Origin of the sequence: Kocuria sp. CPCC 205263, assembly GCF_040981075.1 — a bacterium.
Lineage (GTDB): Bacteria > Actinomycetota > Actinomycetes > Actinomycetales > Micrococcaceae > Kocuria > Kocuria rosea.
The window spans coordinates 1-12,866 of the sequence record NZ_JAVKPV010000001.1; the positions used below are offsets into that span (position 1 = coordinate 1).

14 protein-coding genes, 2 tRNA genes and 1 pseudogene are annotated in these 12,866 nt (G+C 74.5%); 10 read left to right on the forward strand and 7 right to left on the reverse strand.

Annotation, left to right across the window (positions count from 1 at the left end; translation table 11 throughout):
• The 9 genes and pseudogenes from RF647_RS00005 to RF647_RS00045 all read left to right on the forward strand — a co-directional run.
• Positions 1 to 98 (forward strand): annotated as a pseudogene (locus RF647_RS00005) (DNA-binding response regulator); the annotation flags it as partial.
• Positions 99 to 149: 51 nt separating this feature from the next.
• Positions 150 to 1,082 (forward strand): mycothiol synthase, encoded by a 933-nt coding sequence (gene mshD / locus RF647_RS00010; RefSeq protein WP_368809912.1) that lies wholly within the window; start codon positions 150 to 152, stop codon positions 1,080 to 1,082.
• Positions 1,083 to 1,143: 61 nt separating this feature from the next.
• A complete protein-coding gene (locus tag RF647_RS00015; RefSeq protein WP_368809913.1) occupies positions 1,144 to 3,423 on the forward strand; it encodes an RNA degradosome polyphosphate kinase in 2,280 nt (759 codons plus the stop codon).
• A gap of 108 nt (positions 3,424 to 3,531) precedes the next feature.
• Positions 3,532 to 4,557 carry an NUDIX domain-containing protein gene (locus tag RF647_RS00020; RefSeq protein ID WP_368809914.1) on the forward strand — a complete coding sequence of 342 codons (1,026 nt, stop codon included), beginning with the start codon at positions 3,532 to 3,534 and terminating at the stop codon, positions 4,555 to 4,557.
• A gap of 139 nt (positions 4,558 to 4,696) precedes the next feature.
• Entirely contained in the window at positions 4,697 to 5,539 is an 843-nt protein-coding gene (locus RF647_RS00025) for a thymidylate synthase (protein WP_368809915.1), read from the forward strand.
• A complete protein-coding gene (locus RF647_RS00030) occupies positions 5,536 to 6,168 on the forward strand; it encodes a dihydrofolate reductase (RefSeq protein ID WP_368809916.1) in 633 nt (210 codons plus the stop codon). The genes RF647_RS00025 and RF647_RS00030 overlap by 4 nt, the downstream gene beginning before the upstream one ends.
• Before the next feature lie 26 nt (positions 6,169 to 6,194).
• Positions 6,195 to 6,587: a GNAT family N-acetyltransferase gene (locus RF647_RS00035; protein WP_017834244.1), complete on the forward strand. Its 393-nt coding sequence runs from the start codon at positions 6,195 to 6,197 to the stop codon at positions 6,585 to 6,587.
• 10 nt (positions 6,588 to 6,597) lie between these two features.
• Positions 6,598 to 7,740, forward strand: a complete 1,143-nt coding sequence (gene asd, locus RF647_RS00040) for an aspartate-semialdehyde dehydrogenase (protein WP_368809917.1) — start codon at positions 6,598 to 6,600, stop codon at positions 7,738 to 7,740.
• A 3-nt stretch (positions 7,741 to 7,743) separates the two neighbouring features.
• Positions 7,744 to 8,124, forward strand: a complete 381-nt coding sequence (locus tag RF647_RS00045; RefSeq protein WP_368809918.1) for a GntR family transcriptional regulator — start codon at positions 7,744 to 7,746, stop codon at positions 8,122 to 8,124.
• Between the two features lie 93 nt (positions 8,125 to 8,217).
• On the opposite strand, the gene RF647_RS00050 is transcribed toward RF647_RS00045, so the two are convergent.
• From RF647_RS00050 to RF647_RS00065, 4 genes are read right to left on the reverse strand one after another with little or no spacing between them, the layout of a single operon-like run.
• Positions 8,218 to 8,613, reverse strand: coding sequence for a PGPGW domain-containing protein (locus RF647_RS00050; RefSeq protein WP_368809919.1), 396 nt, complete (start codon positions 8,611 to 8,613; stop codon positions 8,218 to 8,220).
• Between the two features lie 10 nt (positions 8,614 to 8,623).
• Positions 8,624 to 9,739, reverse strand: coding sequence for a UDP-N-acetylmuramate dehydrogenase (locus tag RF647_RS00055; protein WP_368809920.1), 1,116 nt, complete (start codon positions 9,737 to 9,739; stop codon positions 8,624 to 8,626).
• A 43-nt stretch (positions 9,740 to 9,782) separates the two neighbouring features.
• The gene (locus RF647_RS00060; protein WP_368809921.1) at positions 9,783 to 10,262 is read right to left on the reverse strand and encodes a MaoC family dehydratase; all 480 of its coding nucleotides are present in this window, start codon (positions 10,260 to 10,262) and stop codon (positions 9,783 to 9,785) included.
• Between the two features lie 2 nt (positions 10,263 to 10,264).
• Complete coding sequence (locus RF647_RS00065; protein WP_368809923.1) at positions 10,265 to 10,714, reverse strand: MaoC family dehydratase N-terminal domain-containing protein; 450 nt, start codon at positions 10,712 to 10,714, stop codon at positions 10,265 to 10,267.
• A gap of 105 nt (positions 10,715 to 10,819) precedes the next feature.
• Here RF647_RS00065 and RF647_RS00070 point away from each other — a divergent pair, with 105 nt between their 5' ends.
• Positions 10,820 to 11,965 carry a calcium/sodium antiporter gene (locus RF647_RS00070; RefSeq protein ID WP_368809924.1) on the forward strand — a complete coding sequence of 382 codons (1,146 nt, stop codon included), beginning with the start codon at positions 10,820 to 10,822 and terminating at the stop codon, positions 11,963 to 11,965.
• 58 nt (positions 11,966 to 12,023) lie between these two features.
• On the opposite strand, the gene RF647_RS00075 is transcribed toward RF647_RS00070, so the two are convergent.
• From RF647_RS00075 to RF647_RS00085, 3 genes are all read right to left on the reverse strand, one after another.
• Positions 12,024 to 12,097: transfer RNA gene (locus RF647_RS00075), tRNA-Met, on the reverse strand.
• A 61-nt stretch (positions 12,098 to 12,158) separates the two neighbouring features.
• Positions 12,159 to 12,230: transfer RNA gene (locus RF647_RS00080), tRNA-Thr, on the reverse strand.
• Positions 12,231 to 12,413: 183 nt separating this feature from the next.
• The gene (locus tag RF647_RS00085; RefSeq protein WP_368809925.1) at positions 12,414 to 12,860 is read right to left on the reverse strand and encodes a hypothetical protein; all 447 of its coding nucleotides are present in this window, start codon (positions 12,858 to 12,860) and stop codon (positions 12,414 to 12,416) included.
• Positions 12,861 to 12,866: the final 6 nt, after the last annotated feature.

Below are 12,866 nucleotides of genomic sequence, written 5' to 3' on the forward strand. Positions count from 1 at the left end.
GCCTGCGCGCCAAGCTGGGCGCCGACCACGAGCACCTGATCACCACGGTGCGTAACGTGGGCTACAGCTTCGCCACGACGCGGGCCCGGGAGGGCTGAGCACCTCCCGACCCGGTCCGCGCGCCCCACCCCGTTCCGCAGGAGGCCCCCATGTCCCGTTCCGTGCCGTACGACCTCGACCGCCCGGACGTCCCGCCGGCCGAGGAGATCGTGGCGCTCGCGTCCCGCGCCGCCGCCGCGGACGGCGACCCGCCGTTCTCCGACCAGACCCTGGTGGACCTGCGCTCGGCGCGCGACGGCCGGGTCCGCGCCGTCCTGGCGCGCTCGCGCGAGGGGGAGCTCCTCGGCGCCGCCGTGCGCGTGCCCGAGCCCGACGGCGCCCACCTCGTGGAGCTCGTGGTCGACCCCGCCCACCGCGGCGCCGGGATCGGCGCGGCGCTGGCCGGCGCCGTGGCCGCCGGGACCACCGGCACGGTGCGCGCCTGGGCGCACGGCGGGCACCCCGTCGCCGCCGCGCTCGCCGCCCGGCACGGCCTGGCCCCCGTGCGGGACCTGCACCGGCTGCTGCGCCCGCTGCGCGGCGCGGCGGACCTGCCCCTCCCGGAGACGATGCCCGAGGGCTTCCGCCTGCGCGCGTTCGAGCCCGGCCGCGACGAGCAGGAGTGGCTGCGGGTCAACGCGGCCGCGTTCGCCGAGCACCCGGAGCAGGGCAGGATGACCCTCGACGACCTCCGGCAGCGGGAGGCCGAGCCGTGGTTCGACGCCGCCGGCTTCCTGCTCGCCGTCCGGGAGGACGAGCCCGGGACCGTGGCCGGCTTCCACTGGACCAAGGTGCACGCGGCCGACGCCGAGCGCGGTCCCCTCGGCGAGGTGTACGCCGTGGGCGTGGCCCCCGGGCACCAGGGCACGGGGCTGGGCCGGGCGCTGACCGCCGCCGGCGTCAACCACCTCGCCCGGCAGGGGCTCGACGAGGTCATGCTCTACGTGGACGGGGACAACGCCGCCGCGATGCGGCTGTACGAGGCGCTGGGGTTCCGGCCCTGGCACCTCGACGTGATGTACGCCGGCACCCTCCCCGGCTGACCCGCCACCCGATCCTCCCGCGCCCGGACCGCCGGGGCGGGCACGACGAGACAGGACCGTGATGACCACCCACCAGCAGGACAGCCCGCAGTCCGCGCCGGCCCCGGGCGCCCCCGGGGCCCCGGCCGCCGAGCCCGGCACCGCACCCCTCGGGGGCCCCGACGAGCTCCCCGACTCCGCCCGGAGCCACGGGGACCGGGACCGGATCGACGACCCCGTGCCAGCGGCCCGGCAGGTGCTGGAGGGCCGGCACGGGCCCGAGCGCTTCCTGGACCGCGAGGCCAGCTGGGTGGCGTTCAACTCCCGGGTCCTGGAGCTCGCGGAGGACCCGGACCTCTTCCTCCTGGAGCGGGTGCACTTCCTGTCCATCGTGGCCTCCAACCTGGACGAGTTCTTCATGGTCCGGGTGGCCGGGCTCAAGCGGCGCATCGCCACGGGCATCGCCCGGCCGGCCGCCTCCGGGCACTCCCCCGCGGAGCAGATGGCCACCATCGCCGCGCGCGCCCACGAGCTCCAGGAGCGGCACGCGCGGGCCTTCCACGACCTGGTGCGGCCCGAGCTGACCCGGCAGAACATCCACCTGGTCGGCTGGGAGGACCTGGACGCCGCCACCCGGGAGCGGCTCACCGGGGACTTCCACCGTCAGGTGTTCCCCATCCTCACGCCGCTGGCCGTGGACCCGGCCCACCCGTTCCCCTACATCTCCGGGCTGAGCCTCAACCTGGCCGTGATGGTCCGCAACCCGCAGTCGGGCAAGCGGCTGTTCGCCCGCGTGAAGGTCCCGGACCAGCTGCCCCGGCTGCTGTCGGTGGACGGGTCCCGGGCCTCGCGCCTGCCGAACGGCCAGGCCCGGTTCATCCCGCTCGAGGACGTCATCGCCCAGCACCTGGACGACCTGTTCCCCGGGATGGAGGTCGAGGAGCACCAGGTGTTCCGCGTGACCCGCAACGAGGACCTGGAGGTCGAGGAGGACGACGCCGAGAACCTCCTGCAGGCCCTGGAGAAGGAGCTGCTGCGCCGCCGCTTCGGTCCCGCGGTGCGCCTGGAGGTCACGGACAGCATCAGCACGGAGGTGCTCGAGCTGCTCGTCTCCGAGCTGGGCATCGACGAGTCCGAGATCTACCGGCTGCCCGCCCCGCTGGACCTGCGCGGGCTGGGGGTCATCGCCGGCATCGACCGCCCCGAGCTGCACTACGCCCGCCACGTGGCCCACACCTCCCGCTACCTCAACGCCGCGGAGACCGCCAAGGCGGCGGACGTCTTCGCCGCGACCCGGGCCCGGGACGTGCTGCTACACCACCCCTACGACTCGTTCGCCACGAGCGTCCAGGCCTTCCTGGAGCAGGCCGCCGCGGACCCGAAGGTCCAGGCCATCAAGCAGACCCTGTACCGGACCTCGGGCGACTCCCCCATCGTGGACGCGCTCATCGACGCCGCCGAGGCCGGCAAGCAGGTGCTCGCCCTCGTGGAGATCAAGGCCCGCTTCGACGAGCAGGCCAACATCTCCTGGGCCCGCAAGCTCGAGCAGGCCGGGGTGCACGTGGTCTACGGCATCGTGGGGCTGAAGACCCACTGCAAGCTCTCCCTCGTGGTCCGTCAGGAGGAGCACGGGCTGCGCCGGTACGTGCACATCGGCACCGGCAACTACCACCCCTCCACCGCGCGCTTCTACGAGGACCTGGGATTGCTCACGTGCGACCCGGAGGTCGGGGAGGACGTCTCCCGGCTCTTCAACCAGCTCTCCGGCTACGCGCCCAAGACCACCTTCCAGCGCCTGCTCGTGGCGCCCCGCTCCGTGCGCTCCGGGCTCGTCGACCTCGTGGAGGCCGAGATCCGCCACCACCGGGCCGGCCGCCCGGCCCGGATCCAGGTCAAGTGCAACTCGATCGTGGACGAGGCCGTGATCGACGCCCTCTACCGGGCCTCGCAGGCCGGGGTGCCCGTGGACGTGGTGGTCCGCGGGATCTGCGCCCTGCGCCCCGGGGTGCCGGGGCTGAGCGAGAACATCCGGGTCCGCTCGGTGCTGGGCCGGTTCCTGGAGCACTCCCGGGTTTTCGCGTTCTGCAACGCCGGCGAGCCCCTCGTCTACATCGGCTCGGCGGACATGATGCACCGCAACCTCGACCGCCGGGTGGAGACCCTGGTGCGGATCACGGACCCCCAGCAGGCGGCGGCTCTCGTGCGGCTGCTGACCCGCTACGTCTCGGACACCACGGCCAGCTGGCACCTGGACGCCGAGGGCGTGTGGACCCGCCACCACCGGGACGCCGAGGGGAACCCGCTCGTGGACGTCCAGGAGCACCTGCTGCGCAGCAGGGCCCTCGGCCGGCCGACGATCTAGTCGGCGGTGGAACCGGTCAGCGGTAGCATCGTGGGGGTGCCGCCCGACGGTCCGGACCGCGGGCCCCGGCACGCCCGTGCACCACGGACAGGGGACGAAAGAGGGGCCATGCCCAGGACCGCAGAGAAGACCGCCGAGCAGCGCACGGCCGAGAGCCCCGGCCGGGCGAGCGGCAGGACCGGCACGAGCGGTGCGGCCGGGAGCGGGCGGCCCGCCGACGTGCTCGCGGCCGGGTGCCTGTGCTGGCGCCGGACGGGCGGCGGGCTCGAGGTGCTGGTCATCCACCGGCCGCGCTACGACGACTGGTCCTTCCCTAAGGGCAAGCAGGACGACGGCGAGACGCTGCCCGAGACCGCCCACCGGGAGGTCAGCGAGGAGATCGGCCTGCTCCCGCGCCTGGGCGTGCCCCTGCCCACGATCCGCTACGACGTCAAGGACGGGTGCAAGGACGTGCACTACTGGGCCGCGGAGTTCGGCCCCGGCGCACGGCCCGAGCCCGACGGCAAGGAGGTGGACGCCGTCCGCTGGGTCTCGCCCGAGGACGCGCACCGGATGCTGACCAACCCCTCCGACCGGGAGCCGCTGGCGGCCCTGGTGGACCTGCACCAGCGCGGGGACCTCGCCACGCGCCCGGCGATCGTGGTGCGCCACGCCAAGGCGAAGCCGCGCTCGGCCTGGTCCCGGGCCGAGGGCGACAGGCCGCTGGCCGCGACCGGCAAGCGCCAGGCCCTCGCCGTGACCCGACTGCTCCGGGCGTGGTCCCCCGAGCGGGTCCTCACGTCCCCCTGGCTGCGCTGCCTGTCCACCGTGGTGCCGTACGCGCGCAAGGCCGGGGTCTCCGTGCGGGAGCGCCCGCAGCTCACGGAGGCCTCGCACAAGCGCCACCCCAAGAAGGCGGCCGCCGTGGCCCAGACCATGTTCGACAAGGACACGCCGGTGGCGCTGTGCACCCACCGCCCGGTGCTGCCCACGGTCCTCAAGGTCATCGCCCGGCACGCGAGCCCCGAGCTCGCCGCCCAGCTGCCGGCCAAGGACCCCTACCTCTCCCCCGGCGAGATGATCGTGCTGCAGGTCTCCCGCCGGCACCGCCGGCGGGTGGTCTCCGTGGAGCTCGTGAAGCCCTTCGACGACTGACCTCCGGCCCGGCGCCGCAGGACCCGCGGCGCACCGTCCCGCAACCGCCGGGACCGCAACGCACCACCCGCCACGAGCCACCCGCTACGGACCGCCCGGCCCCGACCGGCCCGCCCCGACTTCCCCCGAGGAGACCCGCATGACCTCCCCCGACCCCGTGCCCGCCCCGGTGCCGACGCCCTACGAAGACCTCCTGCGCGAGGTCCTCGAGCAGGGGGTGCACAAGTCCGACCGCACGGGCACCGGGACGCGCAGCGTCTTCGGGCGCCAGATCCGCTTCGACCTGGCGGAGTCCTTCCCGCTGCTGACCACCAAGCGGGTGCACTTCCGGTCGGTGGCCCTCGAGCTGCTGTGGTTCCTGCGCGGGGACTCGAACGTGCGGTGGCTGCAGGAGCGCGGCGTGACCATCTGGGACGAGTGGGCGGACCGGGACGGGGAGCTCGGACCCGTCTACGGCGTGCAGTGGAGGTCCTGGCCCACCGCCGGCGGCGGGTCGATCGACCAGATCGCCAAGGTCGTGGAGCAGATCCGCACGAACCCCGACTCGCGGCGCCACGTGGTGACCGCGTGGAACCCCGCCGAGGTGGACGAGATGGCCCTGCCGCCGTGCCACGCCCTGTTCCAGTTCTACGTCGAGCCCCGGGAGGACGGGCCGGGGCGGCTGTCCTGCCAGCTCTACCAGCGCTCCGCGGACATGTTCCTGGGCGTGCCCTTCAACATCGCCTCATACGCGCTGCTCACCGTCATGATCGCCCAGCAGACCGGTCTGGAGCCCGGGGAGTTCGTCTGGACCGGCGGGGACTGCCACGTCTACGACAACCACGTGGCGCAGGTCCGCGAGCAGCTCTCCCGGGACCCCTACCCCTATCCGCGGCTGCGGCTCGCCCGGCGGCCCGCCACCGTCTTCGACTACGAGCTCGAGGACTTCGAGGTCCTCGACTACCGCCACCACCCCGCGATCAAGGCCCCGGTGGCCGTATGACCGCCGCGCCGGGACGGGCCCGCGCGTCCGGCCCTGCCGGGACGGCCGGGGTGATCGGGGCGATCTGGGCGCAGACCGCCGACGGCGTCATCGGCCGCGCCGGGGCGATGCCCTGGTCGCTGCCGGAGGACATGGCGTTCTTCCGGCGCACGACGACCGGCCACCCCGTGATCATGGGCCGGCGCACGTGGGAGTCCTTCCCGGAGCGCTTCCGGCCCCTGCCCGGACGGACCAACATCGTCATCACCTCCTCCCCCGGCCGGGTGGACCGGGGCGAGGCTCCCGGCGCGGTGCTGACGGCGTCCTCGTACGCCGAGGCCGTGCGCCTGGCCCGGACGAGCCCCGGCGCGGAGCGCATCTGGGTGATCGGCGGCGGGGAGGTCTACCGGCAGGCCCTGGCCGACGCCGAGCACCCCGTGACGGAGGCGCTCGTGACCGTCATCGACCTCGACACGGACGGGGACACGCATGCCCCGGTGCTCGACGACGGCTGGGCCACGGAGCCGGTCCTCGGCCCGTCGGTGTCCCGCACGGGCGTGGGCTACCGGATCGAGCGGCGCACGCGCGACCGGCGGGGACCGGGCGGAAGGACGCCCGGTTCCGGTAGCCCGGCGGCTCCGGTAGCGTGAGCTGCACCACGACCAGGAGGAACACCGTGACCGACCGGCACCCCGACCCCGCGATCCGGGACGACGAGCAGCTGCGCGTCGTGAAGAACACGGACCTCGACCGCTACGAGCTGTGGCGGGGGGAGCAGTTCATCGGCTTCGAGGGCTTCCAGGACCACGAGGACGGCACGGTCGAGCTCCAGCACACCATCATCGGCGAGCAGTTCGGCCGGCAGGGCTACGCGCGCACCCTCGTCACGCTCCTGCTGGACGGCTTCCGGGAGCAGGGCGTCGCGGTGCGCCCCACGTGCACCTACGTCCAGGACTACCTCCACCGCTTCCCGCAGTACGGGGACCTGGTGGTGCCCGGCCTCGAGCTCCCGCCGGCGCAGAAGGTGAAGGAGAAGCGCCGGCGCTGGGCCCTGCACCGCGCCCACTAGACTGGGGGCCATGACTTTTCGCTCGGGTGATTCGGTAGGGTTCGTCGGCTGGCGGGGCATGGTGGGTTCCGTGCTCATGCAGCGCATGCAGGAGGAGGGGGACTTCGGGGGCATCACCCCGGTGTTCTTCTCCACCTCCAGCGCCGGCCGGCCCGCCCCGTCCTTCGCCGGGGACGCCGGCACGCTGCAGGACGGCTACGACCTCGAGACCCTGGCGAAGCTCCCGATCGTCGTCACCGCGCAGGGCGGGGACTACACCAAGGACGTGCACGGGAGGCTGCGCGCCGCCGGCTGGGACGGGCTGTGGATCGACGCCGCGTCGACCCTGCGGATGAACGACGACGCGATCATCGTCCTCGACCCCGTCAACCGGGACGTCATCGACCGCGGTCTCGCGAGCGGCGTGAAGGACTTCGTGGGCGGCAACTGCACGGTCTCCTGCCTGCTCGTGGGTCTCGGCGGGCTGTTCCGCAACGACCTCGTGGAGTGGGCCACGTCGATGACCTACCAGGCCGCCTCGGGCGGCGGGGCCCGGCACATGCGCGAGGTGCTGGCCCAGTTCGGCGCCCTCCACGGCGTCGTCGCGGACGAGCTTGCCGATCCCGCCTCGGCGATCCTGGACATCGACCGCAAGGTGCTCGCCGCCCAGCGCGGCGACGCCCTCGACACCTCGATGTTCGGTGCGCCCCTGTCCGGCTCCCTCATCCCCTGGATCGACGCTGACCTCGGCAACGGGCAGTCCCGCGAGGAGTGGAAGTCCGCGGCCGAGACCAACAAGATCCTCGGCCGCACGGACCGGTACGCCCAGGACTGGGTGCCCATGGACGGGCTGTGCGTGCGGATCGCCACGATGCGCTCGCACTCCCAGGCCCTCACGATCAAGCTGCGGGAGGACCTGCCCGTGGAGGAGATCGAGCGGATCGTCGACGCCGACAACGAGTGGGCCACCGTGGTGCCCAACACCAAGGAGGACTCGATGCGGGACCTCACCCCCGTGGCGACCTCCGGCACCCTGGACATCCCCGTGGGCCGGATCCGCAAGCTCGCCATGGGGCCGGGCTACATCAGCGCCTTCACGATCGGCGACCAGCTGCTGTGGGGCGCGGCCGAGCCGCTGCGCCGCATGCTGCGCATCGCCACCGGCACCCTGTAGCCGGTGGAGGAGACCTCGATCCCGCCGGGGCTGTCGCTCGACGCGGGCGACGACCGCCCGCCCTCCGAGCAGCTCAGGCACCGGGTGCAGCAGGGCCGCGCGGACGGCACCCTGCCGGCGGGCACCCGGCTCCCACCGGTGCGCCGGCTCGCCGAGGCGCTCGGCCTCGCGGCCGGGACCGTGGCCAAGGCCTACCGCGAGCTCGAGGCCGCCGGCGTGATCGAGACCCGGGGCCGCCGGGGCAGCTTCGTGCGCGCCGCCGACCGGACCGAGGACCTGGCGGTGCAGGCCGCCCGGCGCTTCGCCGACGAGATCGCGGACCTCGGGATCCCGGCCGAGCACGCGCTGGAGCTGGTGGCCGCGCAGCTCGGCCGCGCCCGCTGACCGGGAGGACCCGTCCGGAGGGCTCAATGCGCGCACCGGCGCGGGCCCGTGCGACCGCGGCCGCGGGGCTCCCCGGCAGGAGGCCGTCCCGGCTCAGGCTCCCGGGGACCGCAGGTGCCGGGGGCCCGGCACGAGGTTGCCCGTCCCGGCGAGGGCCCGGCGGTGCCGCCCCTCGGCGGTGCGCCCCAGCCACCACCGCCAGCCGCGCACCACCTGGCCCTTCGCCCACTGGTTGAGCCGGTGCGCCCAGTGGAACTCGGTGCCCCAGATGCCGAGTCCCAGGAAGATGGCGAGCCACCCCGGGCCCGGCGTCACGAGCATGATCAGGCCCGCCAGCACGAAGACGCCCCCGAGGACCGTCACGAGCGTCCGGTAGGCCACGAACAGCAAGGGGTGGCCGCGGGACCAGCGGCGCAGCCGGCCGAGGGCCTGCCGCACGCGGCTGTCGGAGCTCTCCCCCTGGGCGATCTCCTCCTCGAGGCTGCTCACGGCCGCCGCCTCAGACCGCCGTGCCCACGATGACGGGCTCGGCGACGAGGTCCACCCCGTAGACGGACGCGACGCCGTCGCGCACCGTCCGGGCCAGCGCCATGAGGTCCTGGGCGGAGGCGCCGCCGCGGTTGGTGAGGGCGAGCGTGTGTTTGGTGGACAGGGAGGCGCGGCCCCCGGCGACGGCGGCGCCGTCGAGGTCCAGGAGCTCGTTGCGGGTCCCGGGCAGGCCGAAGCCCTTGCCGAAGCCGGCGTGGTCGATGAGCCACGCGGCGGAGAGCTTGACCCGGTCCTCGAGCGGGCGCCCCGCGGCGTCCACCACGGGGAAGCGGGGGGCGTCGGCGGGCAGCCGCTCCCCCAGGGCGTCGGCCGGGAGGATGGGGTTGGTGAAGAACGACCCGGTGCTGTAGGTGTCGCGGTCCTCCGGGTCGAGGACCATGCCCTTGCCCGCGCGCAGGGCTAGGACCGTCTCCCGCACCCGCTCCAGCGGGGCGCGCTCCCCCACCTGGACGCCGAGCCGGCGGGCGAGCTCGCCGTAGCGCACCGGGGCGCTCTCGGCGCCGCGCTCGAGCCGGAACCGCACGGCGAGCACCACGTGGCGCGGGGAGCCGGCCACCGTGCTGCGCTTGAGGGCCGAGTCCCGGTAGGAGAACGCCAGGTCGGCCGGGGCGAAGTCCCGCACGCGCCGCTCCCGGCGGTCCCAGACCCGCACCAGCTCGACGGTCTGGGCCACCTCCTGGCCGTAGGCCCCCACGTTCTGCACCGGGGTGGCGCCCGTGGTGCCGGGGATCCCGGACAGGGCCTCGATGCCGACCAGCCCCTCGGCCACGGCCTGCGCCACGAGCTCGTCCCACGGGTGGCCGGCCTGGACCTCGAGGAGGGCGCCGGCGGGGTCGTCGGCGAGGACCTCGACGCCGCGCGAGAGCACGTGCACCACGGTGCCCGCGAACCCGGCGTCGGCCGCGATGAGGTTGGAGCCGCCGCCGACCACGAGCACGTCCCGACCGGCGGCGTCGGCCGCCGCCACGGCGTCGACGACCGCCTGCTCGGACTCCGCCCGCACGTAGTCGCGGGCGGGCCCGCCCACGGCGGCGGTCGTGAGGTCTGCGATGCGAGGGGACGTCATGGCGACCACCCTATCGGGCGGCCCGCGGTGCCCCGGCCCGGACTCACGCCAGCCGCACCACGGCCTGGGCCTTGACCAGCACCTTCAGCGCCGCGGCGGTCGCCGGGTCGGCTCCCGCCGCGGAGAGGTCGGGGGCGGTCACGGTGAGGTCGACGCGCACGGTGCGGGCAGCGTCGTCGAGGGCGCCGATTTTCCCGGACACCGTGAGGGCCGTGGAGGCCTCGACCGCGGTCCCGAACCGGTTGGGGACGACCACCGGCTTGGTGAAGCGCGTCTGGTAGTCGACCACGGCGCCGGGGTCGCCCACCCAGTCGGTCACGAGCTGCACGGCGGCGCCCATCGTGAGCATCCCGTGCGCGATGACGTCGGGCAGGTCCACGGAGCGGGCGAACTCCTCGTTCCAGTGGATCGGGTTGAGGTCCCCGGACGCCCCCGCGTACCGGACCAGGTCCGCGCGGGAGAGCTCGATCCGGCGCTGCCCGATCTCCTGGCCCTTCTCGAGGCTGTCGAAGGCGATGCTCACGGTCACTGGTCCTCTCCGCGCACGAGCAGGGACGAGACGGTGGTGGCGACGTGCTCGCCGCCCGCGGCGCGGATCTCGGCGCGGGACGTCACCATCGCCCCGGAGCCCATGGCCCGGACCTGGTCGACGTGCAGCTCGGCCACGAGCTCGTCCCCGGCGACGATCGGGCGGTGGTGGGTGAAGCGCTGGTCGGCGTGGACCACGCGGGAGAAGTCGATGCCGGCCTCGGGGTCGGCGATCAGGGCGGCGTCGGCGCGCTGGGCCACCACGATCGCGAAGGTGGGGGGCGCCACGAGGTCGGGGTGGCCGAGGGACCGGGCCGCCTCGACGTCGTGGTGGGCGGGGTGGGCGGCCTGGACGGCGCGGGCGAAGTCGCGGATCGCCTCCCGGCCGACGCTGTAGGGCTCGGCCGGCGGGTAGGTCCGCCCGACGAGATCGGGGTTCACGGGCATGGCAGCTCCTCGCTGGACGGGCCGCGCGCGGGCGGCGGGACCCGTCCAGTCTACGGCGGCGCCCCGCCCCGCCGGGCGCCGCCCGGGGCACGTACACTCCTGCCCATGGATCTCCTGGACGTCGGCCGGATCGTCGCAGGACTGGCTCTGCTGGTCCTCGGCGGAGAACTCCTGGTGCGGGGGGCGTCCGCGCTCGCCCGGCGGGTGGGGATCTCCTCCCTCGTGGTCGGGCTCACCGTGGTCTCGGCCGCCACCTCGGCGCCGGAGCTCGCCGTCACCGTCGGCGCCGTGCTGCGCGACGAGCCGGGCCTGGCCGTCGGGAACGTGGTCGGCAGCAACATCGTCAACGTCCTGCTCATCCTCGGGCTCTCCGCCCTCGTCGTTCCCCTCGCGGTGAAGCAGCGGCTGGTGCGCTTCGACCTCCCCTGGATGGTCGTGCTGTCGATCGGGCTGCTGCTCGTGGCCTTCGACGGGCGGATCGGCGCGGTGGACGGAGTGGTCCTCCTCTCCGCCGTGGTGCTGCACACGGTGCTGACCGTCGTGATCGGCCGGCGCGGTGCCCACGTCCCCGCGGCGGCATCGTCCGGGGACCGCGAAGCCGGCGGCGGCATCGGCGGTGCCGAGGACGTCAGGACCGAGGGGGAGCCTCCCCCGGCCTCGGTCCCCCGGTCCGTGCTGCTCGTGGTGCTGGGGATCGCCCTGCTGGTCGCCGGCGCGACCCTGCTCGTCGACGGGGCGGTGAGCATCGCCACGTCGCTGGGGGTCAGCAGCCTGGTGGTCGGGCTGACCGTGGTGGCCGTCGGGACATCGCTGCCCGAGCTGGCGACCTCCGTCATCGCGGTGCGCCGCGGTGAGCGCGACCTGGCCGTGGGCAACGTGGTGGGCAGCAACATCTTCAACATCGGGGTGGTGCTCGGCCTGCCGGCGCTGATCTCCCCCGGGGGCATCCCGGTGTCCGGTGCCGCGGTGGCCCTCGACATCCCGGTGATGCTGGCCGCCGCGGTCGCCCTGCTCCCCATCGCGTTCACCGGGTTCGCGGTGGCCCGCTGGGAGGGCGCCCTGTTCGTGGCCCTGTACGCCGCCTACACCGGCTACGTGGTGCTCGCGGCCACCGAGCACGACGCCCTGGAGGGGTTCACGTGGACCATGGCGTGGTTCGTCCTGCCGCTGGTCGCGCTGACGCTCGCCGTCTTCACCGCCTACGAGATCGGCCTGCGCCGGGGCCGCCGGGATCCGCTGCGCTCGCCGTGACCGGCCCGCCAGGGGACGACAAAAGCCCGTGACCGGAGGGGTCACGGGCTTTTCGCCGTAGCGGTGGACGGGCTCGATCCGTCGACCTCACGATTATGAGTCGTGCGCTCTAACCAGCTGAGCTACACCGCCAGAGGGATGGGACACCGCGGCTGACGGCCTTGACGGCCGGGCCACGGGATCTCATCACGAGAGCCCCGACCGGGAATCGATCCCGGGACCTCCATCTTACCAAGATGGCGCTCTACCACTGAGCTATCGGGGCAACGACGAAGACTCTACCAGCACGTTTCGGGAGAACCAAAATCGCCGGGCAGCCCTCTCCAGCACCTCCGGAACCGTACTGCCGGCCCCGGACCGGACAGGGTTCTCCGGCCCGTCGGCGCCGTCCAGCCCGTCCGGGCCGGGGCCCCCCGGCCCGGCCCGGCAGGCGCCCCGGACCCGGTGCTCAGTCGTCCACGTCGTCGTCCCGATCGTCGTCCCAGTCGTCGTCCCAGTCGTCGTCGAGCGGGGCGGGCTGCACGGGCAGCGGGACCTGGGCCGGCGGGGCGGGGACGGGGGCGGCCGGCGGGGCAGGATCGGGGGCGGCCGGCGGAGCGGGCGGGGCCGGCGGCGGCTCGACCGGAGGGAACGGCGCCGCGGAGCCCCCCGCGTCCCCGGTGTCCGGTCCCGGGGCGTCTCTCCCGTCCTGCGCGGGGCCGGTGGGGGACGGCGACGACGACGGGTCCCCGGCCGGCGGCGCCGTGCCGGCCGACGGCCCCGGAACGGGGCCGCCGCTCACGGAGACGCCGCCGCGCACGACCTCCACGCGGTCCGAGCCGCTCGCCGCGTTCCACAGCAGGAGCGCCAGGCCCGCGACGACCAGGAGGGAGACTGCCGACCAGAGGATCCTCATGCCCAC